The following is a 25,136-nucleotide window of genomic DNA, read 5'->3' on the forward strand; positions in this document are numbered from 1 at the left end:
ACGGAAATGTGCTAACAAATATTAAACATTACGAAATAAGCACGTTACTTGTACGTGTATGTCGGAAACAAATAATAAAGGTTACTCTTAAATGGTGACCTTTAGTTTGAGAATATGAAAGAATAATTATATAATTATGTAAAATTGTTTCAATAGGAGGAGTTTAATGCCAGATTTTAAAGAAATTTTTGGAGATGGACCTGAGATAATTCAAAATCATATCCTTGTTGTAATTGGAGTAATGGCGCTAGTAATAATTGTACAACTTATCTTTAAAAAGATTACTAAGATGCCTAATTGGCTGTTTAAAATTACAATGCCAATAATTACTTTCGGAGTTTTTATTTTAGTTATATTAAGCTATTACCTACCTGGCATAGCAAGTCAGTTAGGTTTTAATTAATACTTAAAAGTCACACTCAAAATATGAGTTGTGGCTTTTTATTATTCCTAGAGTTGAAATAGTAAATGTATGTCGGAAACGAGCAATTGTGACTACTCCAAAAGGTGTAGTCTATTTACTATTCCATTATTCCTGAAATAATAGTATAATCTGTTATTATTTGTTGATAAAGGAGTAATTATGGAAGATATAGTTTCTGTTGAATTTAATGCATGGTGGTTGTTAGTAGTTCCATCGATGTTGATTATTGCCATAGTAAGCCTTACCTTAATAGTAAAAATTCCACCACTTATTAAAAAGGACATAAAGAAAAAATCCTTAACCAGTTGGATAGAAGTTAAGGATTTATTATACTGGCTTTTAATAATCTGTTTAGGATCAATTAGTTTGTTTACTTATCAATATAGAGGAAATAGTGAAGTAATTGATCATTGGGGATTTGCAGGTACGATTGTATCTATTATTTTAGCTGTTGTTGCAATTGGCTTTACCTTATTTCAAACTTTGTCTAGTAATCTTTCTAGTGAAAAAATAGCAGATTCGGCAATTAAAATAGAACAAGTTACACAAAATTTAGATTCTAAAGCTTTGTCTGAATCAAGCCAAGTGATGATTGAATCTGCTGAATTTTTAAGAACAAAAATTAACTTGATAGAAGATAAATTAAATTCAATAAATATTGTACAAGAAACATTAAATGAAATTGCAGCATCAAGTTTTGGAAAAGGACCTAGTACAGATTCAGATTCACTCAATTTAGATGCAATAGATTTAGATGTTTTTATTGATAAAGTAATACCACATGTACCTTATTATTCAAAAATGTATTTATATATGCATGTTAGATTATATAATTCTAAGATTTATTTTAACGAGAAAACTATAGATGGTATTAGAGACGAAATATCTAAATATGATCGGAATAATCAAATACAAACTTCTTCTGAAGAATATTTAAAAGGTGCTAATTTGGCTTCTGAGGCAGCTACACGTTGTTTCTTCATTGGATTAGGTTTGAGAGATAAATTTAAAGAATTAAGTAATGATAAACAAATTAGTATTATTGATAAAATTAAAAAACTAATACATGATCATCATTCAAATTTAGTTGATGATTATATTAATAATCTAAAATGATTTTTATTGGTCACATCTAACAAGGTGTGGCTTTTTATTATGTCGTTGAAAGGAGCAATTAACAATGAAAGTACCAATTCGCACAACAGCTAATGGAACTGAATACTGGGATAGTGAAGCAAAGAAGGTATTGTTTGTACCTGCAGGTATGAGGCCATCTTTCGAAGTAACTGAGAAACCTGAGTCGATGCTATATGTAGAAGTTAAACCATCAACTGACACACCAGTATTTAATTTAGAGGGAATGACTGCTACACAGCTGAGAGAGTTTGCAGAAGAAAACAATATCGAAGTACCAGGTAATCTAAAGAAGCCTGAGACAATCCGCAAGTATATTGAGGAACAGTTAGTAGCTGATGCAGAATGAAATACTGTAGTGAACAAGGATGCCGACAGCTAATCGATAAAGGTCGATACTGTGATAAGCATAGACGAAAGAAAAGGAATGTAGGTGCCAGCAATAAACCTTTCTATAGCACAGAGGCATGGAGGGATTTAAAGGCTGAATGTTATCAGCGAGATAAGGGAAGATGTACACGATGTAATAAGTTTGTGTTTGGTAAGAGCGCACAGCATCACCACATCATACCGATTAACGTTCGGCCAGACTTGAAACTTGATGCTGGTAACGTCACAACCTTATGCCCAACATGTCACATGATTGTTGAACATGAGACAAAACCGAAGCCAAAACATAATTTCAAATGGTGATAGCCCCCCTACCAAATTATAATTTTGGCCATTTTGCTGTAGACCGTATGAGCATGTAATTGCGCGCCTCAAAATGAATTTTTGAAAAAATTTTAAGTGTGACAAAGGCAGGTGAATAGGTATTGACCAAAAAACATGAACAGGCATTTGAGCTTTTTAAAGAGAGTGAAGGAAGTCTTTCAAATGCAGAAATAGCAACGGCTGTTGGTGCTGCAGAGTCTACGGTTAGAAAGTGGAAAAGTCGCTATAATTGGCTTGAACAATTGGGATTAGTTCAGAATGTCACAGTAGAAGAAAATGAAAGTGTGACAAAAAGTAAACCTTCTAATCGTGAACTGCAGCATAAACGGATAATAGACTCATTGGTGGAGGCTGGAACCTATTCGCCTGCTTTGGATTTGTTAATTGAAGTGTACTTGGATTGTTTCGAAGAATATGAAAATGCAAAAGACATTGGTGAAAATACTGAAAAGCTTAGAAAAGAATTAGCCCGATTACTTGGCCAACTTGGATTAGATGGTAAAAATAAAGATCTCATTAAAAAATCAGGAACATTACTTGCGAAAGGTGACGAGGAAAAGAAAAAAGATCCTGAGCCTGAAAGTGAAAGTAGCAAGCTTGTTCAATTTAGACAAAGGAAAATGAGATCATGATAGATTTTGAAGTAAATTATGCTGATGAATTTGTAAAAGAGTTCGATTCTAATCCAAAAGCTTATCCGAACAGTATTAAACTAATGGTGAAGCGCTATAAACGATGGAAGAAGCGGAGAGATATTTGGTTTGATAATGATAAAGCCAATGACATGTTATATTTCACCGAAACATTTCTGAAACATGCTAAAGGGCGATGGGCTGGCCAACCTTTGATTTTGGAGTCCTGGCAGAAGTTTTATTTTGCTAACATTTACGGATGGCAAAGAGAAAATGAATTTGGAAAAGCTGTGCGAGTAATAAGAAATGCCTACCTGCAGGTGCCGAAGAAAAACGGTAAGACGATTATGGGCGGTAGTCCTGTAATTTATGGAATGTATGGCGAGGGTGTTAAAGGCGCTGACTTCTACATATCAGCAAATACGTTTGAACAATGTCAAAATGCTGCTATTCCTATTGGCCTAACGATTGAAAACAGCCCTGATTTACGTCCAGGTACCCGAATTTACAAGGGTAAAGAAGATACAATCCGATCTGTTAAATACACCTTTGTAGAAGACGGCATAAAATACGCTAACACGTTGAAGGTTTTAACAAAAGATAATGCAGGGAACGAGGGTAAAAATCCTTATTGTAATTATTTCGATGAAGTCCATGCACAAATGGACCGTGAACAATATGATAACTTGCGATCTGCTCAAATTGCCCAGGAAGAACCGTTGAATATCATCACTACAACTGCTGGAAAGCAAACAGGAGCATTGGGCGCACAAATTCACGCCTACGCTAAAGAAGCTATGAAGAATGATAATGATGATTCATGGTTTGTGATGATTTATGAACCAAACAAGGGTTACGATTGGGAGGATCGCGAAGTGTGGCGCATGGTAAATCCGAATATCGGTGTTTCTGTAAACATGACATTTTTAGAAAATGCATTTCTAGAGGCTCAAAATAACAGCTTTAACCGTGCTGAATTTTTATCTAAACACTTAAATGTATTCGTCAATTATGCCGAAACCTATTTCGATCTTGACCAATTGGAAAAAATGCTTGTTGATGATCTTGGAGAGCTTGAAGGTTCAACATGCGTGGTGGGTGTCGATTTATCAAGACGAACTGATTTAACTTGTGTGGATATTAACGTACCGACATTTGATGATGATGGCGAACCAATCTTAAAAGTAAAACAAATGTATTTTATTCCTGAGTTTGGGATTGAAGAAAAGGAACTGCAGCGAAATGTTCCGTACAGAGAGCTTGCCGAAAAAGGATTCGTTACATTATGCCCTGGTAAAACAGTAAGTGAAGATATGGTAAACGAATATGTAGAGTGGGTCTTTGATAATTTCGATTTAAGGCAAATAAATTATGATCCTGCTTTGGCTGAAAAGCTCGTTGAACAGTGGGAAATGCTAGGAATACCATGTGTAGAAGTTCCGCAGTATCCAGCTGTGATGAATGAACCGTTTGATGATTTCGAGATACTACTATTACAGGATAAAGTGATAACAGATAATCCATTACTTATTTTCTGTGCATCCAATGCCAAAGTAATAACGAATATAAACAATTTAAAAACACCATCCAAGCGAAAAAGCCCTGAACATATAGACGGCTTTGTCGCTTTTTTAATTGCTCATAAAGAGTCATTAAACATGATGGCTGAAAGCATGGATGGACTAGATGAATATATTAAATCAATTTATCGATAAAGCGAGGTGAGATAGTGCGAATACGAGATAGGTTTTCAAGGTATTTAGTAAAACAGCTTGAAAAGCGAGGTTTAATAGAGGATTCATTAGGTGGAAGTGTTCGTGTAAATGGTTGGGTTGCCGATGACGAAAACATTTTACATTCCAGTGATGTATATGAATTGATGCAAGACATAAGTAACCAAATAGCTTTGGCCCAGGTGGTAGTAGAAGACCAGGAAACAGGCAAAGATATTACGAACCATCATATTTTAAAATTACTACGCAATCCAAATAAATATTTAACAGGCACAGAATTTATGAAGCTTATGGTAAATACCTATTTAGTTGAGGGTGAAGTATTTCCTTTTTTTACAGGGAAGGAGATTCATATTGTTTCGAATGTTGAAGCTGAATTAGACGATAAGCTAGTGGAGCGTTATAAAATTAACGGTACTGAAATACCTTCTAAAATGATCCGACATATTAAAAACATAGGTCTCAATCACTTGAAAGGTGTTGGACTAAAACAATTAGGAAGGGATACCTTAGAGGGCGTTATGAGTGCTGAAAAGGTACTTACAGATAAGTACAAAAAAGGCGGTATTCTAGCATTCTTATTAAAACTAGATGCTCATATCAATCCGAAAAATGGCGCTCAATCCATCTTAATTAATTCGATCCTGGACCAACTAGAAGGAATTGACGATAGCCGTACAATTAAGCTCATTCCTTTAGGGAAAGGATATTTAATTGATGAATTGAAAAGCCCAATCGATGATGCCAAAATACTTTCTTACTTGAATGTCTATAAGAAAGATCTTGGAAAGTTTTTAAATATCGATGTTGAAACTTACAGAGCCATGTTAAAGACAGATTTAGAGAAAGCCATGATGTACTTACACAACAAGTCTGTTAAATCCATAATGCAAAACTTTGAAGACCATTTGAGTCTTCTTTTTTTTGGCCCAAATTCGAATTTACGGCTGAAATTCAAGATTAATATTTTGGACTTTGTACCATACAGCACGAAAACAAATATTGCTTACAACCTCGTTAGAACAATGGTCGCAACACCTGACGATGCTCGCGATAATTTACTTGGCTTTGATCGCTTATTCACTGAAGAATCGATGAAGCTTTATATTTCGAAGGATTTAATTGCAGGTGAAGACATTAATAAAGCGACAGACGACAGCTTGAAGGGGGGTGACGATGGTGGCCAAGCAAAAGGAGATTCGGACACTTGATATTCAAGGACTCCAAACAAGAAGCCAGGGCGATAGTGAGTCGAATGTGATTGAAGGTTATGCAGCTGTATTTAATTCTCCAACAGATATATGGGGCATGTTTACAGAAATTATAGCGCCAGGTGCTTTTGCTGATGCAATTGCTTCAAATGACGACATACGCGCTTTATTTAACCACGATTGGAACAATGTCTTAGGAAGAACCAAGAGCGGAACATTGCGCTTGTCAGAGGACGCTAGAGGGCTTAAATTCGAAGTGGATTTGCCAAATACAACGTTGGCTAGGGATTTATCAGAGAGTTTAAGACGTGGCGATATTTCGCAATGCTCGTTCGGTTTTGTTCCTACAAGTGAAACATGGGATTATGAACCTGAAATACCTGTTCGAACAATTAACACCGTAGAGTTACATGAAATTAGTGTCGTAAGTATTCCAGCGTATGAGGATACAGAAGTAACATTGCGCTCCAAAGAAGCCAATAAGTCGATTGAATTGCGATTGAAGTTAATACAAAAAATAAACTCAGTTTTGGAGGAAAACAAACATGAATAAAAAACTATTAAAGGCATTACAGAAACGTTTAAAAGGACGTTTAACAGAACTACGCTCACAATTAGAAGCTGGTGATATGGCAGAGGATGCAATCGAAGGTGTTACCGCTGAGATCGAGGAAATTTCTGCAGAGCTCACAGAAACAGAACAAGCGCTTGCTGATTTAGAAGACGATCCAGGTAATGAAGATCCTGAGAATCGAAGCGCTGATGATCCTGACGAGGAAGAGGAAGACGAGGAAGAAGATAAAGAAAAAACTGATCCTGAAAAACGTAGTGGCATTGTGTCTCAATCGGCACAAACTGCAATTAATGCTATTGGAAATGTTCTATCAACACGTAACGCTAAGTCTACTAAGAAACGAGAAGCTGAAATTCGTTCAGCATTTGCTAACTTTGTAGTCGGTAACATTTCGGAGTCAGAGGCTCGTTCACTTGGTATTGAGGTGGGGAATGGTTCTGTAACTGTTCCAGTTCAGATTGCTAAAGAAGTAATCTCATACGCCCAAGAGGAAAACTTATTACGAAAATACGGTTCTTATGTTGAGACTGATGCAGATGTCAAATATCCAGTTCTAGTTAAAAAAGCAGAAGCTAATGTTAATAAGAAAGAACGTTCAACGGAAATTGAAGAAACAGACATTGAGTTCGATTCAATTGATTTAGATCCAGCTGAATTTGATGCCCTTGCTACAATCACGAAAAAATTATTAAAACGCACAGGGGTAAATATTGAACAGATTGTAATTGATGAATTGAAGAAAGCTTATGTTCGGAAAGAAACAAATTATATGTTCAATGGTAATGACGTAGGGAATGAAAATCCAGGAGCATTAGCTAAGAAAGCAGTCACTTTTTATGAGAGTGAAACAGTAAATTTAGAAGCCGCAGGATTAGCTAATAAGCTGTATTCTCAACTTGTTAAAATGAAAGGGCAAGTAACGACTGCAGTACGTAAAAAGTCAATGTGGATTGTAAATGGTGCTGCTGTGACTGCTCTTGAAGGTTTATTGGATGCAAATGGCCGCCCACTTCTTTACGAAACACCAGATGGCTTAGGCTATAAATTACTTGGCCATAATTTAGATTTTACGGATGCAGCTGATGGTATTGATCCAACAAAGCCAGTATTTTATTTTGGTGATTTTAAAGCTTTCCACATTCAAGAAATTAAAGGCGGAATGGAGCTTCAAAAGCTAGTTGAAAAATATGCAGGTACTAATAAAATTGGCTTCCAAATTTACAACCTTATTGATGGCCAATTAATCTATTCACCATTTGAGCCAGCAGTTTACCGTTATGAAGTAGGAGCCACTAAACCAGGGAGCTGATTAGATGGACGAACTATTAGAACAATTTAAGGAACATATTCATGAGGACGGTGAGGGAGACACTTCACTGTCCTTTTATTTAAGAAATGCCAGGCGGTATGTGAAAAATGCAACAGGTACCGAACAAGAATATTTGGTGTTGATGGTTGCAGGAATTATGTATGAATACCGTGTTGCAGAAGATGAATTAAAAAAGGCGCTTGATGCCCTTACACCTTTTATGATTTTGGAGGTGTATGACGATGCCGAAACACCAATCCAATAAGCTGAAAAAAAGAATTAGTATTTTGGGTAATGTTGAGGTTGAGGATAGACTCGGAGAAACAACCAATAAATTTGAACCTATCAAAACAATTTGGGCTGAAATAGTACCTCAAACAGGGTCACTTCAAAAGCAAGCTGCAGATACCGTTCTTACTAACGTTACCCATAAAATTAAGGTGCGCTATACAGCTGGCAAAGACATTACAAAAGAAATGCAGATTCAATACAAAGGACATACATTTGAGATCAAATATATTTTAGATCCTTATTTTGAAAACAAATGGCTAGAGATCTTTGTCCAGGAGGTGTTGCTATGAGTATACAAATGCAAGGCTTAACACAATTCCAACAAGATTTGTTTGATGTTGCCACCAAGAAATTACCTAAAGAAGCTCCTAAATTGATGCGTAAAATTGGTTCAAAGGCCAGGACAACTGTAGCTAAGAAATCTCGAAGCCTTGTTAAAAAGAAAACAGGCGGATACCACAAGAAGTGGAAACGAGGAAAAGTCTTTATTGGTTATCAGGGCGAACTTGTTGTACGTGTTTACAATTCATCACCTCACGCACATTTGGTTGAGGATGGTCACTGGATGGTAGACCATGAGGGTAATAAAACAGGTGATTTTGTCCATGGTAAAAAACCGTTGGACAAGGGCATGCGAGAATTTGAGTCATCGGGTGACGTAGAGAAAGAAACTGTAAAATGGCTAGATGAATTGTTGAGGAAAAACAAGCTATGATTACATTCGAAAATATTAGGGCAACAGTAACCAAGAAATTAAAAGCAAATTTTAAAGGGTTAAAGGTATCAAGTAAATCTGTAAAGGATGGCTTTACACGGCCATCGTTCAAAGTGGAATTAGATAATGTGAAGCGTGAGGGCTATTTGACACAAGTTGAAAAGTCTTGCACGGTTCGCATTTTTTATTTTCCTACAGATGAAAATGATAACGCGATTGAGTTTTTAGATGTTCAAGAAGCTTTAGGAAATTTATTTGATCTTAAATTTCCAGTAGAAGATCGCCATTTGGATATAGTCGAACCTGATTTTGATGAAATTGATGGTGTGTTGCAGTTCGAATTTGATCTTCAATTCTTTGATGGCCGTGAACCTGGTTCGGGAATCAACATCGAAGATGAAATTAAAAATGGCAAAGACTTTTATGAAAAATATCCAATTGAGCATATGGGCGAATTGGATGATGAGGAAGGGGATTAAAGAATGGGCCTACCACAAATTATTATCGATTTTAATGGTAAAGCCGTTACAGCGATCAAGCGAAGCCAGCTAGGTATTGTTGCATTGATTTTAAAAGACGATGCTCAAACAGCTGAAACATTGACTTACAAAAGTATTGAGGACGTACCAACAGAGGTATGGTCGCCTGAAAGCTTAGATTACATTAAGTTAGCGTTTATGGGTACACCAAGCAAAATCATTATTGAACGTTTGCCAACAACAGCAATTGATTACAACGCAGCCTTAACACGTTTAAATAATAAGCGATTTAATTATTTGGCCATTCCAGGTATTGAAGACAAGGACACAACTACCATTGCAACTTGGATCAAAACTAAGCGTGATAATAACAAGAAAACGTTCAAAGCAGTATTGCCTAACAATGATGCCGATCATGAAGGAATCATTAATTTCACCACAACAGGAATCAAAGTCGGTGAAAAAGAGTATACGACTGCAGAATATACAGCACGAATTGCTGGCATCATGGCAGGGCTACCATTTACTCGTTCATCTACTTATTTTGAATTGAATGAGATTGATTCTATAACAGAAATTGAAGACCCTGACGCAGCTGTTGATAATGGCGAGTTAATCCTTATTAATGATGGTGAAAACATTAAAATCGGACGAGGTGTCAATAGTCTGACGACAACGACAGGTAAAAAGACTGAGGACTTTAAATCAATCCGTGTTATGGAAGTTCAGGACTTAATCAAAGACGATATTCGCACCACATTCGATAAGAACTACATCGGCAAACATAACAACATCTATGATAATCAAGTGTTGTTTATCCGTTCTATTAATGCTTATTATGACGGCTTAGAGGGCGAGGGAATTCTTGATCCGAACTTTGATAATAAGGCGGAAATAGATGTACGAAAACAGCGGTTGGCCTGGGAGGGTATCGGGCGAGATACGTCAGAATGGGACGACCAAAAAGTAAAAGAAATGTCCTTTAAAAAGAATGTATTCTTAGCAAGCAATATAAAAATTGTGGATGCTATCGAGGACTTAGATATGGACATTGCGATTTAAGGAGGATTGACACATGAGTAAATTAAAATCTAATCGAGTTATTAACGGCACATACGGCAGTGTGTGGGTGAACAATGAAAAATGGCTTGATATTGAGGAATTTGAAGCCAAAGTAGCCATTGGATATGAAGATGTGAATATGGCAGAAGATCCAGCAACTCATAAAAAAATGACAGGGTGGTCAGGAGAAGGGACTTTAAAAGTTAAAAAGATTTATAGCCGTGGGGCAGCACTATTAGCAAACGATGTAAAAAAAGGTATGGTTCCTGATGTAAATATTGTTGGGAAATTAGCTGATCCTGACGCGTTTGGTGCAGAACGTGTAGCTATTAATGAAGTTACTTTTAATGAATTTACGTTGCTTCAATTTGTACAAAAATCAATTGGGATGGAAGAATTACCGTTTAATTTCGCAGATTATGATCCAATTGATTTGATTAGTGCTTAAAACACATATTTTGGAGGGAAACTATAATGTCAAAAAAAGAAATTAAGCGATTAACACTTACGGATTTAATGAAAGAGAAAGAAAAGTATCAGGTGAAGGATGATGTTACAGAGGTTGTACTTGTGGAACGCTTAGGCGTGGAAGTAGTTTTGCGTAAACCTGAAAAATCTTTATGTGTAGATACTATGAAAATGGGTCGAGATGAAAACAATGATACTGACGCAGACGAGTACATGGTATATAACACAATGGTTGAACCAAATTTAAAAGATCCTGAATTGAAAAAAGTGTATGGAGGCACATTGCCAACTGACATTGTAGCTAAAATCTTTGAGCCTGGGGAGATCGCTTTGCTATCAGATATTGCTTTCGAATTAGCAGGATACAAAAAAGGCGGAGTTAAAGCCGTAAAAAACTAATTGATAGTGATGATGATTTTTATTTTCTTCATCACTATATTCAAAAAGGACGTAAGCTTGACGAGTTGTTGAATTTACCTTATGACGAAAAGCTATTCATGACGGCTAGCATTGAAAAATATTTAGAAGAAATGAAAGCTAGAGCGCTAATGCTTTAGCTTTTTTCTTTTGTAAAGGCGGTGAGAAATTGGGAAATAGGGTTATATCTGCAGTTCTTACATTGCAAGATCGTGATTTTTCTAGCAATTTAAGAAGAGCGAGTGATCGTGCTGATGATTTTGGCCGAGGTATTACAAGAGTAGGTAATCAGATACAACGATTTGGGCAAGGTGCAACTAGGATATTTAAAACGGTGGGTGCTGGTGCAGCTGCCTTAGGTGCTGCAGGTGTTGCAGCCTTTGGGGCTAGTGTCGGTAAAACTATCTTAGACATGGGCAGCTCTTTGGATATGTTAGAGGTCCAAACAGGTGCTACAGCTTCGCAGATGGAAGTATACGGAAGTGCTGCAAAAGAAGTATTCGGCAAAGGGTACGGTGAAAATATCGATGAAGTAACTAATGCTTTAGCGAGAGTAAAACAAAATATGCATAACATCGATAATGGGGAGTTTAGTAAAGTTACTTCCAATGCATTGTTATTAGCTAAGACATTTGATTCGGATGTGAACGAAGTCACTCGCGGTGCTAACAATATGATGGAAGCGTTCGGTATTTCTGCAGACAAAGCGTTCGATTTGTTCACTGCAGGTGGGCAGAGAGGGCTTAATTTTAGTAACGAAATGTTTGATAATGTTGCAGAGTATTCGTCCTTATTTGGCAATATGGGATATTCTGCTGAGGAATATTTCGGAATCATGGAGCGAGGGGCCAAGGCAGGTGTTTATAACTTGGATTATGTGAATGATGTCATGAAAGAGTTCCAAATCCGAGTTAAGAACGGCTCGAAATCAACAGACGAAACATTTTCAGCCATGAGTAAATCTACCTTTGATTTATGGGAATCCTTCAACCGAGGTGAAGCGACTGTTGCTGAGGTTGCAAGTGCTGTAACAGCTGAGTTAAAAGGGATGGATGACCAGGTAACAGCCAACCAATTAGCTGTTGCGCTCTTTGGTACCAAGTGGGAAGACCTCGAAGCAGGGGCAATGTACGCAATGCTCGGGGCCAAAGACGCCATGACGGATTTTGAGGGAGCTACAGATACCGCAGCCGCCAAAGTGGAAGGTAGCCTAAAAAATAGATTGATTTCCTCATGGCGTGAACTACAGGTCGGAATAGCTGATGTTGTAAATGGAGCTGGCGCACAGGAATTCTTGCAAGGTGTTGCTCAAAAAGCAGATGAATTGGTACCTAAGATTCAAGGCATCGTACAAAAAGCATTTGAGTTTGGAAATACAGTGCGCGAAAATTGGGGGCCGATTAAAGAAACGCTTATTGGTGTTGGTACAGCTGCAGGGGTTGTAGCCGCAGGAATGGGAACATTAAAGGTTATTACCACAGTTACTACTATGGTCCAGGGGTTTAGAACAGCTATGGGGCTAGCTACAGCTGGACAGTGGGCAATGAACGCGGCCATGCTTGCGAGTCCTTTGACATGGGTAGTTGTCGGCATAGCCGCTGTAGTTGCTGCAGGTGTCTTGTTATATCGAAATTGGGATACAGTCAAGGCGAAAGCAGGTGAATTATGGGCCACGACTAAAGAAAAATTTGCTGGTATTAAATCAGCTGTATCTAACTTTGTGCAACCTGCCATTGGTTGGTTTGAATCAATAGGACAAAAATGGAATAGCTTTAAAAATTCTATTTCTAGTTTTAAAGTTCCTAAATGGGTTTCCTCAGTAGGAAGTACAATCGGAAAGGCTGCAGGAGCCGTTGGTAAATTCGTTTCAGGATCACATGCTACTGGCTTAAATCGTGTTCCTTATGACGGTTATATTGCAGAATTACACAAAGACGAAATGGTTATACCTGCTCGACAATCTGAAAGGATTCGTGCAGCTGGTGGATCAATCGATAATGTGGATCAAATGGTGCAACCATCACCAGGAACAGTAACGACGCCTACACCTACAGGAGCTACGCCACAACCAACAGCTTCAAATACTGGCGGTGGTGTACAAGTTATTATCCAAAACTTAAATGCCAAAGGCGTAACAGCAATGGAAGTAGCCAATGAGTTAGTGCCATTATTACAATTACGACTGGCTAATTTATAGGAGGTTGAATAAATGGACATTTTTTTAAGCACAATGGATCGAAAACAAATTATTCAACTTCCTATAGTGCCACCTGATTTTAAAATACCAAGTCCTGTGAGCAATGAAGTCTTTACAACAATTAATCAGGGTGACATTAAATTACTTGGACGTAGGGGCTTGAAATCACTTACTATTGATTCTTTTTTTCCTTCAAAGGTGTATCCATTTTCACGAAACAATAAATATTTTGGGTGGGAGTATTACGAGATCATTGAGGGCTGGATAGACAAACGAATGCCAATCCGACTGATCATGTCGAACACACCTATTAATATGCTCATGACAATCGAAAACTTTGAGGCTGGACTTCAAGATGGATCAGGCGATGTTTATTATTCGCTGGCCCTATCAGAGTTTAAAGAGATCATTTTAGAAACAAAGAAGGTGAAATAATGGCTCATGAATTATGGCTAATTAAAGGTGTTACCATGACGAATATTACGCCTTTACTTGGCACATTAACCTGGCGTAGCAACATGGAGGAATTGGGGGACGAAATCAATTTTAGTATAGCTTTTACTGATACAAATTACTTCCCTGTGAATCCGTGTGATATTGGCGATATGGTGGCCCTATACAATAACGGTAAAGAAATTACGCGAGCTATTATTGTGGACGAGTTGAAAAATGGAAGATCACCAATTGCATACGTTGCCTTTGATTATGCCTTTTATCTAAACAAATCGAATGCAGTTTATCAATTTAATAAGCTATCTGCAGATGCTTGTATCAAGAAGATCGCCAAAGACTTCAATATCCAAGTAGGTAAGATTGTATCTATTCCAAAACCTATCGATCAAATATACAACGATAAAAAGGTAAGTGAAATTATAAAAGACATTCTTACTATTGCAGAGCAGTCGTTAGGTGTTAAATACCTCATGGAAATGCGCCAGGGCAAGCTATACATCGAAAAGCAAGGTGATGTCGTTGTAACAGGCACATTTCAATTGTATGAAGGTGGCCCAAAGTACGACATTCATTCAGCTCTTATGAATCCTTCTAAAAGACGCAGCATTACAGAAATGGCTAATACAATTCAGGTTGTCGGAAACAATGACAAAGTAGTTTTAACCAAGTCTGATAATAAAATGGCTGAGAAATATGGTCGTATTACTAAAGTTGTGAAGCTAGATCAGAATGAAAAGAAAAGTGCTAAACAGGTGGCTGAAAATGAATTAAAGCAGTTATCAAAAGTATCAGAAGAAAATAGCGTTGAATTGATGGGCCATGATGATTTTAGAGCAGGCCGATTGTTTAAATTAGAGGAACCAACTACAGGCATTAAGGGTACTTTCTTGATTAAAGATGTATTGCATACGATTAGTAAAGGCATACACACAATGAAACCTACGTTAGAGGTGAAGTAAATGGATTCGATTACAACTTTAGCTAAGATACTTAAAGATAAAGAAAATCCTAAACCTGTGTCAATGTCTACTGGAATTGTTATTTCACCACCGCCAAATGCCCAAATACGCTTAAATGATACTGTCATTCTTGGTAATAACAAATTAGTTTTTGCTGCTCATGTTCTTGAAGCTTATGAGCGTGAATTGGAATTAGAAGGTGACATTACATTTGCTGATCCGACTTTAGGAGAAACCACTTTTGAGGCTAAGAAAGTAAAATCCACAACAAAGGACACGCTCAAAGAGGGTGACGAAGTAATACTGTTACCAACTGCAGATGAACAGCTGTATTTTGTTGTAGGTAAGGCGGTGAGGTTCGAATAATGTTACCTAAAATCGCACGACTAGAATTTGATACACAGGAAATTAAAACGGACTTGCCGCCACTTGGTAAGTCTTTTTTGTATGACTTTGATAAGGGTGATTTTGTATTTAAGAATGGAAAAATGGTTGAAATACATGGTCTTGAAACTTTAAAGCAATGGATCTTAAAAGTGCTTAAAACAGAGCGCTTTCGCTTTAGAATTTACAAAGACATTCCTTATGGTGTGATGTTGGAGGATCTGATAGGTTCTAGCCTACCACGCGCCTTTATCGAAGCTGAAATTAAACGAGAAGTTACAGCATCCTTATTGGAGCATACGCACATTCAGGATATTCAGGAATGGCAATTCAGCCATGATGGGAAGTGGATGCGGATAAAATTTAAAGTTATCACAGTAGAAGGTGCATTTGAGATTGACGAGCCATTGAAAGGGGTGGCCTAAATGGAAGATGAAAAAGTCATACATGAGCGTATGATAGCTAACATTAGCGATGATTACGACAAATCAAAAGGGAATTTCGTGTATGATGTGACGAAGCCTGTTGCTGTAGAATTTGCTGAACAACAAAAGAAGATTGCTGCAGTACAAGAAAAATTAGATGTAGAGAATTTGACAGGTGATGAATTAACGCGTTTTGTTTATCAGCGAACAGGGCGAATCCGTAAACCTGCTACACAGGCTACGACAACCGTTATTGTTTCAGGTACAGCTGGCACACTTGTTAAAACTGGTGAATTAGTAGGGACAGATACGATTTTATATACAGTAATTGAAAATGTCACTCTTAATGAAAGTGGCTTCGCGCATGTTCGTATTCAGTGTAACGAGTTTGGCCGAATAGGAAACGTGCCAGCGAACACAATTACAAAGTTTCCTGTTTCAATCAATGGCCTTGTAAATGTCTATAATCCTGAGCCTGTTGTTGATGGATATGATGAAGAAACAGACAAAGATTTACGCCAGCGCTATTATGATAAGTTTCAGCGTCCAGGTAAGGCAGGCAACAAATATCATTATCGAGAATGGGCCTTAGAAGTAACAGGTGTTGGAGATGTAAGGGTAATCCAAAGATATAACGGCCCATTAACTATGAAAGTGGTCGTAATCGATGCAAATAAACAACCCGCCAATGCAGAGTTAGTTCAAAAAGTTTACGACCATATATCAGAGCAAATGCCATTTGGGGTCGAAGATTTAGCCATTATACCTGCTATTGGTGTTCCAATAAATCTCACAGCTACATTGAGTTTAGCAGATGGATATACCGAGCCCGTAGCTAAATCGAACATTAAGGAAAATATGATTGAATATCTAAAAAGAATTGCTTTCAAAGAATCCTACGTTAGTTATGCGAAAACAGGTAGTGAGATCATTGATAGTGAAGGGGTATTGGATTATCAAAACTTATTACTGAATGATGGCATCGCGAATATTTCAATAGGTAATGAAGAAGTTGCAATTATGGGAGGTGTTAACGAATGAATCATATGACAGTGTATTTAAAAAATAAGGTACTAACGGACAATTTAAGGACACTACCAGTATTTGTCGCATTATTTGTAGGTGACACGGAGGTAAGCGCCACAGGTTATGTAAGGCAGCCGGTGGTGTTTGCTACACCAACGGATGGTCAAACATCGAATGACGTTGAAATTTTATTTCCAATAGCAACTGAAAACTGGGGAGATATATCGCACATCGGCATTTCAGATGCGTCAACAGGTGGCAATTTATTGTTTAAATCGCAGGCCGAGTTTACAAAGAATATCGATGTTTCAAGTCAGTACAAGATCCCTAAAAACTATTTAATTGTCCGTTTAAGGTAAAGGTAGGTGAGGGCAAATGCATGCTATACCGCAATCTGAGTGGGGCCAAGTATCAGTCTTTACCTGGGGAGAGCTATCAGCGCACCAATGGGAATGCTTTCGACTTGCTTTGATGATTACCGACACAGAGCTGCAGACACATGGTGTTTCTGTTGCATTATCAGGTGTAACAAACGAGATAATAACAGAGCTGCAGACGCAAGGTGTGAAAGTGGTACAGTCACCTATAATCATGCAGACAAAGTCCGAAATGATTACAAGTATTGTTGTTTCTACTGAAGACTATCTATCAGACATGATTAAATATTTACCTCTATATGAACGTAAATCAAACATCTTTAGAACAATATTAACTGCAGATGATAGAGAGTTAAGAAATGCCGAGCAACAGCTTGAAATAGTGAACCGTAACATTTTTATAGATACTGCTATTGAAGCACTACCTATTTATGAACGAGATCTTGGCATTAAACCAAATAGCACATTGCGCTATGACCAGCGTCGCGAACAAATTATCGCTCGCAATATTGCAGCGTTTGGTCAAACAACAAAGGACACTATTAAATTAGTTGCGGCTGCATTCAGCAATGGTGAAGTAGAGGTAAATTCAACAAATACGCCAGGTGTGTATGAGATTAAATTTGTTGGTGCAAAAGGCATCCCAAACAACATGAATGGCTTAAAAGAGTCTATCGATATGGTAGCGCCTGCCCATCTGCAATTTGACTACACATACACTTTTAATGCTTGGGAATTTTTAAGTAACAAAACATGGGGTGATGTTAGCAATATAACATGGGACCAATTACAAATATGGGATGAGGTGAGCTAATGGAATATACACAAAATCTAAATCTAAAAAAGCCTGGTCTCACAGATAATGTGAATGTTAATGATCTAAATGAAAATATGGATGTTTTAGACGACACCATTACGGACTTAAAAGATGATTATGAACAGTTCAAAAGCAGTAAAGGTCAACCAGGTGGACTTGTCGAGCTAGATGAAAACGGTAGACTGCCTGTCAGCTTTGAAAGTGCTGAATCTGCATCTCTAAAAGATAAATTGCAACTTGAGATATTAGACGAAAACTTTTATGTTCAATATCTAACCAACTTGAGCACTAGTATGCTTTTGGACTTGGATGGCAAATATGCGTATATATTCTCTTTCAATCTTGCAAATAGGTACTATGTTTACAAGTATGATCTTCGAACTAATATGCAAATAAGTCGATCTAGTGATTATTATATTGCGATGAGCAGTGGTGTGGTACAAAATGAGACACATTTATTTGTACCAGTGGGTAGAGGAAGTACAATTAATAGAAATGAATTAGCAAAAATAAATAAAGAAACTATGGTTACTGAAAAGATAGTAAGTATAGGCAACGATTTTGGTAGTGTAGTTTATTATAATGGGTTAATTTATGTGTCTTATTATGGTGGCTTTGTTAAAGCATTTTCGCCAGTGGATTTATCAGTTGTAAAATCTGGAAATCCGTTCGATACCACTAGTGGAAGCTCTGATACAAAAATAGACATTACCCCTGACGGTAGAATGTTCGGATTTATGATACTTTACGACGTTAAAAAAATTAGAGAAATAGATCTGGAAACATTCACCTCGATAGCAGCTATTGCAACAAGCTTTGAAATTCAATGGGTATCATGTAAAGATAATAAGTATGTATACTTCGTCCAAAGGGAGGGTCCTACTACATCATACACGTATCATCTTGGAAGACTTAATATAAGTAACGGCGCTATAAAGCAAGAAAATATTAACCGTTTTCAACGATTTAAAGCTAATTCTACTATTAGTCTGATATTCGCGGACGAAAAATATCTCTATCTATTAATAGACAATCGTTTGAATAAAATTAATAAGGATACTGGCGTTAAGTTGTTCGACAACGATTTTACAGGCATGAAAGATTTAACAAAAGGATCTGATGGAAGATTGTATTTTATGCAGACAAATACAATCTTTAGGACATTATACTAAAAGGAGAGGATACTATGATCTACGTATTCGAAGGTGAAAATAATTTAGCAAGTGTGGTTTTCGATGGAAAATATCTGTCCCAAGAAAATAAAGATAAAGCTATTAAACTGGAATCATTACCAGTAGATGAATCAACGACTTCGCAGGCTGCAATACTAAAAGCTGATAGCAAAACAGGCAGAGTCTGGTACGAGTATGTTGACAGAGTACCTACTGTAGAAGAAGTTAATGTTCAATTGCAAAAGAAAGTCAATGAATTAGAACAAGCCATTCTTGAATTAACGTCAATTATCGCAGGAGGTACAGCGTAATGTTTACAACAAATTCAGCTTTGGTAAAATTGTGGGCAAAAAATGTGGAGAATGGGAACTATGAAAGGGAACAGGTACCAAAACTATCAAACCTTCAAGAAATGGTATATGAAGTTTTAGATGCAGAAGACGCAGCGTAGGCTAGCGTTATTTTTATTTTCCTTTTTTGAAACCTTTTCCTATTTTGCTCGTAAGTAGAAGTAAATGAAAGGGAGGGTACTAATTATGGAATATACTAAAATTGCAACTGCTACTGAAAGAGATGTAAACAAGTATTTAGAAAAAGGTTGGAAATTGATTGATACAACAAGATCTTCATATGATGGAAGTGGGAACGATACAAGTATCACTTATCATCTTGGATATCCTGTCGAAAATCATATTTCCGATTTGCTTTCTATTATTAGATCTTATGAAGAGAATGGTTTTAAAGAGAAGTTATTTTTTAAATGGGCTGAGGATTCAGGTATTAATTTAGATGACTATAGCAAAAATGGTGGAATTGGATGGGGAAATGATCATCCTACCCTTGAAGCTATCGCAAAATATGAGAAAGTAGTTAATAACAAGGAAGTAACATATTATGCAACACGTTCAGAAAAAAGCGATATAGAGTTTTAAAAATAGTAAGGCACTCTCAATTGAGGGTGCTTTTTATTATGTAAAAGGGAAGTGTTCAGATGGAAAAATGGATTGCTGTAGTAAGTGGAACAATCGGCACAATCGTTTCGTATTCAGTCGATGGGTTAGGAATGGCAGTGACGGTTCTAATCGGTTTCATGGCTATTGACTATGCTACTGGCATCATGTGTGGGGTAGTTAATCAAAACTTAAATAGTCGTACAGGCTTTAACGGCATCATACGCAAAATCTATTATCTAATGTTAGTTGGATCAGTTTATTTATTGTCCGTTGTGATCCCTGGTATCGAGTACGCAGGTGATGGGGCAGCCATTGCATTTTGTGTACTAGAATTTATTTCAATCACGGAAAACGGTACTAAAATGGGCTTGCCAATGCCTGACTTTGTAAAAAATATTTTAGCAATCGTTAAGGATAAAACAGGAGAGGGTGAGGTTAAATGAGTTACACTTTCAGACAAATCTTATTACCTTCAACAAAGTATCCAATAAAGGCACCTTTCATCATGGCACCGCAATTCATAACCGTACACAATACTGCCAATGATGCGCCTGCAGAGAACGAAATCTTATACATGCTTACGAACAGCAATCAAGTATCGTACCACGTCGCTGTAGACGATAAAAACGTTATTCAAGCTATTCCGTTCAATCGTAACGCCTGGCATTGTGGTGACGGACAAGGCAACGGAAATCTAAAGTCTATTGGCGTGGAAATTTGCTACAGCAAAAATGGCGGCGCTCGTTACGCTATTGCTGAGGAAAACGCCGTACAATATATCGCCAGTCTATTGAAGCAATACGGTTGGGGAATTGAGCGAGTGAAGAAACACCAGGATTGGAACGGTAAATATTGTCCACATAGAATTTTAAGTGAGAACCGTTGGAATAGTTTCTTGAACCGTATTAAAAAAGCTATGGAATCAAATGAATCAGAACAACAAACGGAAAAGGATGATGATATTATGAAATTCACAAGCACAACCGCAAAAGCTGCAGTACGTGATTATATTCAACAAGCAGTCGATAAAGAGTTGATTGATAAAACCTGGTTAGAAAAATTCGATAATGGAAGCATGACAAGTGGTGACTTTGAAGGATTGAAAATTATCATCGCTCAACGTAGCAACTAATAGTAAAGCCCAGGCGCTCATTTAACAGTGAGTACCTGGGCTTTTTTGTTTTCATAGACTAAAGATTTTACAAAATGACCAAAGAACTGTAAATTGGTATATAACTGGCAAACTATTAACTACTTTGTAGTTTTTGTTGCTATGTATCATTCGGATTACATAATCTTCATACGAAGTTGGTTAGTGGTTTCCAGCCAAAAAAACCAACAAGGGGATATGTATAATGAGAAATTTAAAGCGTGATTTGATTTTTGCAGGTTTTATTATTTTGCTGGGTGTTTATGTAGGAATGATTGAAGTTAAGTTTGACATTTCCATTAACCAAGAAAATATTAGTGCAACTGTTTTATTTATTCTAGGTATTGTATTTACACTTTACACTAGTTGGGATAATGGAAATAAAAAATTGTAACAGAAACTATATAAAATACTCAGGATCAATAGAAAGGGGGTGATAAAAAAATGAAAATTGAAGGTACATTATCACGTGTTTTTGCGTGGGAAAGTTATACAATTAGAATCTGATGATAATTATACTTTTTATTTATAAATACGCTTTAACTTTTCATTCAAGTATCCCTTAGTTGGTAACCGCCATATTTTATGGCGGTTTTTTTGCATGAGAAAAGCCACCCATTTGAGTGACTAGATCCCTAACAGTTGCTTTTTCTTCGCATCAAATTCTTCCTGAGTGATTAATTCATCCTCTAATAGTTCCTTCAATTCTCGAATTTCATCGGCTACCTCATACATATCCTTTTCAACTTTACCTGCAGGAGCAGAAGATGTTTTTGCCATTGCTTTAAGGTTCTCAATCCCACTCTTAATTTCAAGTGCAATATGCGCTGGCACATCGTCAATGATTGCCTTATTTCCAGTAGATACGATTTCAATAGTAGAGTAAACAAGCTTATTAGAAATGTTAATACTGCTAATTGAAGCTAAAGGAATGCTTCTTTCATCGTTAGAAACAATGCCTTTGATTTCATGTAATAAAATACGTTGGTCAGTTACATAAAGCTGTTTGATGCCTTTAACGGATGCACATACAGCTAGTAGCGTTTCACCTTGATCCGTTAAGCGATCATCGAACATTTGAATTTGTTTAGCCATTGCCTTTTTCTTACCAAAGCCAGCAAATTTTATTGTTTCTGCAATTGTATCCATGTCATGCACCCCTTACAGATATTTGTAATCTTATTTTATAGAAAATCCTACCAATAGTACATATAAAAAAACAGACAACCAATGTTAGTTATCTGTTATCGTATATTTCATCATCGCAGTAAACACAATAACCTTTCCCGTTTTTAATTGGAACGGGTGAACAACATAGTGAACATTGAATAGTTTTACTTTGATCATTTATTTTTTTAATGAAATTTTTACACCCACATAAATGACACTTTATAGCTGAATCACTACATATAGCTTTGCAATTATAGCATCGTTTTTTATCCACGTTATCACCGTCCTATAGGTATTTAGAGGATAGATAAAACAAAATATCGACAACCCTGATTAGTTATCTGTTTTCTCTTTTATTTCATATGTCACGACTGCTTTAATGCCATCTTTATTTCTAGTCGTCTTTGTATCAAAGGATACATACAATTCATCAATTGTATAACCTTCATTTAACTTCGCTTTAAGAGCATCTCTCAGTGCCTTCTTTTGTATATTCGAGATTTTTGTTACCAACTCGTTTAATTCCATCCCCATCACCCCACAGATTATTTCAGTTCAAGTATTTCGTTCATATCAATTATTTCAAGGGCTTTACATATTATTGCAAGTTGTTCGCGGTTAATGGTGCTACGTTGATTGTTTACAATTTCACTTATTGCATTTGGTCTAATTGAAGTCATTTCGGCTAATTGCTTTTGAGAAATTCCACGTTCCTCGATGATCTTCTTTAACTTTACCTCAATCATTTTTCCACCACCTATCAGATAAATTATTAATACCATTATAACACTATATCGCTATTTGAGAAATATTTTATTCAATTATGTTGACATATCGATATGTCGATATTAATATGTATATAACGATATGTTGTAATATCGATATTTAGTGATAACGAGGTGAAAACGATGGCATTTGAATATTTAGCAACTTATAAAACATTTGAATCTGTAGCAGACATGGACACAGCTGTAGAAAATCACATGGCTGCTCATTACTACGATTTAACAGAATCAGAACGTGCCATCGTTTTCAAGCTTGCTAGCCATGCATTAGAGCATCCAGGAGCTTGTCATTTGAAAGCTGCCACAATTGCTGCAGCATTAGAGATTAGCACAAAGACAGTTTATCGAGCTATTTCAAAACTGGAATTGTTAGGGATTGTTAAGAAAGAAACGACTGTAAAAAGCAAGGGTGGGCAAGGAGCAAGCATCTACATTATTTTGCCTTACAATGTCCCACCGTCAATGTCCGAGCGTGGAAATGTTGAAAAGCCTTGTGAGAGTAAGGTTGAAGGGCAACAATCTGAAAACCAATCATCTAAATCTTTTAATCATTTATCTTTTAAAACAAGCACTTTACAAGAAATATATAATAATGCTCACGCTGAAAAAGAAACTCATAAGGAATGGATGAATGAGTACCAGGTGATGCTATTTGATTTCATGAATAGCTTGCCATTAGCAGATAACTTGAAAGATGAATTGCACAAGGTTGTAATGGCTGCACAGGTTGAAAATGCACCTGACTTTATAAAAGCTAAGAACGTTCTATTCAAAATTGCTATGGACATTAAAGAGGGAATTTTAACAGTTACAAGCACATTAAGAGCCGTATTTGTAGGAGCGTTTAATAAGGCTGTAGAACGTTCTAGTATGAAGCAATATAATTCATCATCTATAGAAGAAACAGCAGATAGAGAGCGTCCTGTGCCTTTCTATAATTGGCTGAATGAGCGTGATAGTCGAACAGAAATATGTAGTAGACCATACTTAGAAAACTGGCTTGAATGGTGAAAGGGGAATAATAAATATAATGTTTTGAATAGTACCAGTATATCCAAAAAGATGCTAAAATTTAGTAGGTTTTAAGCTTTTAGTAATTGAAAAATATGGAGGTACTACATGCAGGATACAAAAAAATTTTCTACTGCAAGATTATCAGAAATAAATTTTATAGTTATTATGATTGGTGTAACATTTATGATTATAGGAATATCAAGTATCTTTGGTATTACTGTTATAAATTCAATGTTTGTCCTTGCAATCTCGTTATCAGGTACATTTTTTGTCCTTGCAGATATTGTTCAATATCTATCAGATACTTATTCATCTAATAATAGTAAAGTAATAAAGAGCTTAAAATTTTTCAAAAGTATAAGTTTAGCCCTTTCTATTCTTTCGCTGTTAACATTACCATTCTTGAATATCCAGGTGAAAAATGCAGAAATATTAGCTACTGCCTTTTCAATTATTGCTATTGGATTAACTATTATTAATTTGAGTCTAAATAACAAAAGGATGCAAAATGAAATTCTTGAAAGAGTGATAACTGGATGGGAAAAGTCTGATGAACAAACAGAAAAAGCAATAAAACAGGCAGAGGATGCTAACGCTTTAGTTGAAAGAGTTTTAGATATTTTAGAGAAGGAAAAATTAAAATAATATATACCTCCAAAATCTTAATTATATAAAAAAATGACCACTCCAAATGGGGTGGTCATAATATTTGCTTGTGAAAAAAATGTGTAAAATGAAACAAAAACTAATCTTAGCTAAACCTAACGTGAATTTTTGAAGAAAGTTGATAAACGTTGATAACACTGAGTTTTTGTTTTAATTAAAATTACTCATTGGAATTAATTCTAACCTAATTTTTTCGTGGGATGGTTACGAACCACGGTGCTTTCACACAAGTAAATATTCTATTATAGATATCTAGTAGAAGTCAAATGTCAGACTTTGTCTATAATGTCCTATCGTCGCAAAATTGTCATAAATATTTTTTACTATGTTGAAAAAAGAAATCGATTAACTAAAACAGCGTAGTTTAGCGGTTTAAAGCGCCAAATTAAATGAAAAACTAAAATATTTTGTCACTTTTAAAAGTC

General features: G+C 36.4%; 36 protein-coding genes. 33 read left to right on the forward strand and 3 right to left on the reverse strand.

Annotated elements, in window-relative coordinates; translation table 11 throughout:
- The first annotated feature begins 166 nt into the window (after positions 1 to 166).
- The 31 genes from NY607_RS12305 (at position 167) to NY607_RS12455 (ending at position 21,470) form a co-directional block, all read left to right on the forward strand.
- Entirely contained in the window at positions 167 to 403 is a 237-nt protein-coding gene (locus NY607_RS12305) for a hypothetical protein (RefSeq protein ID WP_259419778.1), read from the forward strand.
- Positions 404 to 583: 180 nt separating this feature from the next.
- Positions 584 to 1,540 carry a hypothetical protein gene (locus NY607_RS12310; protein ID WP_259419779.1) on the forward strand — a complete coding sequence of 319 codons (957 nt, stop codon included), beginning with the start codon at positions 584 to 586 and terminating at the stop codon, positions 1,538 to 1,540.
- 64 nt (positions 1,541 to 1,604) lie between these two features.
- A complete protein-coding gene (locus NY607_RS12315) occupies positions 1,605 to 1,907 on the forward strand; it encodes a Rho termination factor N-terminal domain-containing protein (RefSeq protein WP_259419780.1) in 303 nt (100 codons plus the stop codon).
- Positions 1,904 to 2,251, forward strand: coding sequence for an HNH endonuclease (locus NY607_RS12320; RefSeq protein WP_259419781.1), 348 nt, complete (start codon positions 1,904 to 1,906; stop codon positions 2,249 to 2,251). The genes NY607_RS12315 and NY607_RS12320 overlap by 4 nt, the downstream gene beginning before the upstream one ends.
- Positions 2,252 to 2,373: 122 nt before the next feature.
- The gene (locus NY607_RS12325; protein ID WP_259419782.1) at positions 2,374 to 2,904 is read left to right on the forward strand and encodes a phage terminase small subunit-related protein; all 531 of its coding nucleotides are present in this window, start codon (positions 2,374 to 2,376) and stop codon (positions 2,902 to 2,904) included.
- Complete coding sequence (locus NY607_RS12330; protein ID WP_259419783.1) at positions 2,901 to 4,619, forward strand: terminase large subunit; 1,719 nt, start codon at positions 2,901 to 2,903, stop codon at positions 4,617 to 4,619. Before NY607_RS12325 ends, NY607_RS12330 begins: the two co-directional genes overlap by 4 nt.
- A 14-nt stretch (positions 4,620 to 4,633) precedes the next feature.
- Entirely contained in the window at positions 4,634 to 5,848 is a 1,215-nt protein-coding gene (locus tag NY607_RS12335) for a phage portal protein (protein ID WP_259419784.1), read from the forward strand.
- On the forward strand, positions 5,817 to 6,401 hold the full coding sequence (locus NY607_RS12340) for an HK97 family phage prohead protease (protein ID WP_396631595.1): 585 nt from the start codon (positions 5,817 to 5,819) through the stop codon (positions 6,399 to 6,401). The genes NY607_RS12335 and NY607_RS12340 overlap by 32 nt, the downstream gene beginning before the upstream one ends.
- Complete coding sequence (locus tag NY607_RS12345) at positions 6,394 to 7,731, forward strand: phage major capsid protein (protein WP_259419786.1); 1,338 nt, start codon at positions 6,394 to 6,396, stop codon at positions 7,729 to 7,731. Before NY607_RS12340 ends, NY607_RS12345 begins: the two co-directional genes overlap by 8 nt.
- Before the next feature lie 4 nt (positions 7,732 to 7,735).
- Positions 7,736 to 7,996, forward strand: coding sequence for a head-tail connector protein (locus NY607_RS12350; RefSeq protein WP_259419787.1), 261 nt, complete (start codon positions 7,736 to 7,738; stop codon positions 7,994 to 7,996).
- Entirely contained in the window at positions 7,974 to 8,312 is a 339-nt protein-coding gene (locus NY607_RS12355) for a phage head closure protein (protein ID WP_259419788.1), read from the forward strand. Before NY607_RS12350 ends, NY607_RS12355 begins: the two co-directional genes overlap by 23 nt.
- A complete protein-coding gene (locus NY607_RS12360) occupies positions 8,309 to 8,737 on the forward strand; it encodes an HK97 gp10 family phage protein (protein WP_259419789.1) in 429 nt (142 codons plus the stop codon). Before NY607_RS12355 ends, NY607_RS12360 begins: the two co-directional genes overlap by 4 nt.
- Positions 8,734 to 9,216: a phage tail terminator family protein gene (locus NY607_RS12365; protein WP_259419790.1), complete on the forward strand. Its 483-nt coding sequence runs from the start codon at positions 8,734 to 8,736 to the stop codon at positions 9,214 to 9,216. The genes NY607_RS12360 and NY607_RS12365 overlap by 4 nt, the downstream gene beginning before the upstream one ends.
- Positions 9,217 to 9,219: 3 nt before the next feature.
- Positions 9,220 to 10,278, forward strand: a complete 1,059-nt coding sequence (locus tag NY607_RS12370) for a phage tail sheath subtilisin-like domain-containing protein (protein WP_259419791.1) — start codon at positions 9,220 to 9,222, stop codon at positions 10,276 to 10,278.
- A 13-nt stretch (positions 10,279 to 10,291) separates the two neighbouring features.
- Positions 10,292 to 10,726 (forward strand): phage tail tube protein, encoded by a 435-nt coding sequence (locus tag NY607_RS12375; protein WP_259419792.1) that lies wholly within the window; start codon positions 10,292 to 10,294, stop codon positions 10,724 to 10,726.
- A gap of 26 nt (positions 10,727 to 10,752) precedes the next feature.
- Positions 10,753 to 11,145 carry a phage tail assembly chaperone gene (locus NY607_RS12380; RefSeq protein WP_259419793.1) on the forward strand — a complete coding sequence of 131 codons (393 nt, stop codon included), beginning with the start codon at positions 10,753 to 10,755 and terminating at the stop codon, positions 11,143 to 11,145.
- A gap of 187 nt (positions 11,146 to 11,332) precedes the next feature.
- Positions 11,333 to 13,360 carry a phage tail tape measure protein gene (locus NY607_RS12385; protein ID WP_259419794.1) on the forward strand — a complete coding sequence of 676 codons (2,028 nt, stop codon included), beginning with the start codon at positions 11,333 to 11,335 and terminating at the stop codon, positions 13,358 to 13,360.
- A 12-nt stretch (positions 13,361 to 13,372) separates the two neighbouring features.
- Positions 13,373 to 13,795 (forward strand): hypothetical protein, encoded by a 423-nt coding sequence (locus NY607_RS12390; protein ID WP_259419795.1) that lies wholly within the window; start codon positions 13,373 to 13,375, stop codon positions 13,793 to 13,795.
- Positions 13,795 to 14,772 (forward strand): XkdQ/YqbQ family protein, encoded by a 978-nt coding sequence (locus NY607_RS12395; protein ID WP_259419796.1) that lies wholly within the window; start codon positions 13,795 to 13,797, stop codon positions 14,770 to 14,772. The genes NY607_RS12390 and NY607_RS12395 overlap by 1 nt, the downstream gene beginning before the upstream one ends.
- A complete protein-coding gene (locus tag NY607_RS12400) occupies positions 14,773 to 15,138 on the forward strand; it encodes a DUF2577 domain-containing protein (RefSeq protein WP_259419797.1) in 366 nt (121 codons plus the stop codon).
- Positions 15,138 to 15,581, forward strand: coding sequence for a DUF2634 domain-containing protein (locus NY607_RS12405; RefSeq protein WP_259419798.1), 444 nt, complete (start codon positions 15,138 to 15,140; stop codon positions 15,579 to 15,581). The genes NY607_RS12400 and NY607_RS12405 overlap by 1 nt, the downstream gene beginning before the upstream one ends.
- Positions 15,582 to 16,622 carry a baseplate J/gp47 family protein gene (locus NY607_RS12410; RefSeq protein ID WP_259419799.1) on the forward strand — a complete coding sequence of 347 codons (1,041 nt, stop codon included), beginning with the start codon at positions 15,582 to 15,584 and terminating at the stop codon, positions 16,620 to 16,622. It begins immediately after the preceding gene.
- A complete protein-coding gene (locus NY607_RS12415) occupies positions 16,619 to 16,966 on the forward strand; it encodes a phage tail fiber protein (protein WP_259419800.1) in 348 nt (115 codons plus the stop codon). Before NY607_RS12410 ends, NY607_RS12415 begins: the two co-directional genes overlap by 4 nt.
- 16 nt (positions 16,967 to 16,982) lie before the next feature.
- A complete protein-coding gene (locus tag NY607_RS12420) occupies positions 16,983 to 17,798 on the forward strand; it encodes a putative phage tail protein (RefSeq protein WP_259419801.1) in 816 nt (271 codons plus the stop codon).
- Positions 17,798 to 18,973 (forward strand): hypothetical protein, encoded by a 1,176-nt coding sequence (locus tag NY607_RS12425; protein ID WP_259419802.1) that lies wholly within the window; start codon positions 17,798 to 17,800, stop codon positions 18,971 to 18,973. The genes NY607_RS12420 and NY607_RS12425 overlap by 1 nt, the downstream gene beginning before the upstream one ends.
- A gap of 14 nt (positions 18,974 to 18,987) precedes the next feature.
- On the forward strand, positions 18,988 to 19,284 hold the full coding sequence (locus NY607_RS12430; RefSeq protein ID WP_259419803.1) for a hypothetical protein: 297 nt from the start codon (positions 18,988 to 18,990) through the stop codon (positions 19,282 to 19,284).
- Entirely contained in the window at positions 19,284 to 19,424 is a 141-nt protein-coding gene (locus tag NY607_RS12435) for a hypothetical protein (RefSeq protein WP_259419804.1), read from the forward strand. Before NY607_RS12430 ends, NY607_RS12435 begins: the two co-directional genes overlap by 1 nt.
- Positions 19,425 to 19,509: 85 nt before the next feature.
- A complete protein-coding gene (locus NY607_RS12440) occupies positions 19,510 to 19,905 on the forward strand; it encodes a hypothetical protein (protein ID WP_259419805.1) in 396 nt (131 codons plus the stop codon).
- A 59-nt stretch (positions 19,906 to 19,964) separates the two neighbouring features.
- Positions 19,965 to 20,369: a phage holin family protein gene (locus NY607_RS12445; protein ID WP_259419806.1), complete on the forward strand. Its 405-nt coding sequence runs from the start codon at positions 19,965 to 19,967 to the stop codon at positions 20,367 to 20,369.
- A gap of 62 nt (positions 20,370 to 20,431) precedes the next feature.
- Positions 20,432 to 21,058: a peptidoglycan recognition protein family protein gene (locus NY607_RS12450; protein ID WP_310794749.1), complete on the forward strand. Its 627-nt coding sequence runs from the start codon at positions 20,432 to 20,434 to the stop codon at positions 21,056 to 21,058.
- Between the two features lie 223 nt (positions 21,059 to 21,281).
- Positions 21,282 to 21,470 (forward strand): hypothetical protein, encoded by a 189-nt coding sequence (locus NY607_RS12455; RefSeq protein WP_259419808.1) that lies wholly within the window; start codon positions 21,282 to 21,284, stop codon positions 21,468 to 21,470.
- Between the two features lie 233 nt (positions 21,471 to 21,703).
- Here NY607_RS12455 and NY607_RS12460 read toward each other — a convergent pair whose 3' ends face one another.
- From NY607_RS12460 to NY607_RS12470, 3 genes are all read right to left on the reverse strand, one after another.
- Positions 21,704 to 22,225 (reverse strand): PH domain-containing protein, encoded by a 522-nt coding sequence (locus NY607_RS12460; RefSeq protein ID WP_259419809.1) that lies wholly within the window; start codon positions 22,223 to 22,225, stop codon positions 21,704 to 21,706.
- A gap of 354 nt (positions 22,226 to 22,579) precedes the next feature.
- A complete protein-coding gene (locus tag NY607_RS12465; protein ID WP_066036958.1) occupies positions 22,580 to 22,774 on the reverse strand; it encodes a hypothetical protein in 195 nt (64 codons plus the stop codon).
- Between the two features lie 17 nt (positions 22,775 to 22,791).
- A complete protein-coding gene (locus NY607_RS12470) occupies positions 22,792 to 22,992 on the reverse strand; it encodes a helix-turn-helix domain-containing protein (RefSeq protein WP_259419810.1) in 201 nt (66 codons plus the stop codon).
- A 162-nt stretch (positions 22,993 to 23,154) separates the two neighbouring features.
- On the opposite strand from NY607_RS12470, the gene NY607_RS12475 reads away from it, so the two are divergent.
- Both NY607_RS12475 and NY607_RS12480 read left to right on the forward strand, forming a co-directional pair.
- On the forward strand, positions 23,155 to 24,042 hold the full coding sequence (locus NY607_RS12475; RefSeq protein WP_259419811.1) for a helix-turn-helix domain-containing protein: 888 nt from the start codon (positions 23,155 to 23,157) through the stop codon (positions 24,040 to 24,042).
- A gap of 108 nt (positions 24,043 to 24,150) precedes the next feature.
- A complete protein-coding gene (locus tag NY607_RS12480) occupies positions 24,151 to 24,690 on the forward strand; it encodes a hypothetical protein (protein WP_259419812.1) in 540 nt (179 codons plus the stop codon).
- Positions 24,691 to 25,136 lie beyond the last annotated feature (446 nt).

It is taken from the genome of Lysinibacillus sp. A4, from assembly GCF_024919535.1.
In the GTDB taxonomy this organism is placed as follows: Bacteria; Bacillota; Bacilli; order Bacillales_A; family Planococcaceae; genus Lysinibacillus; species Lysinibacillus capsici.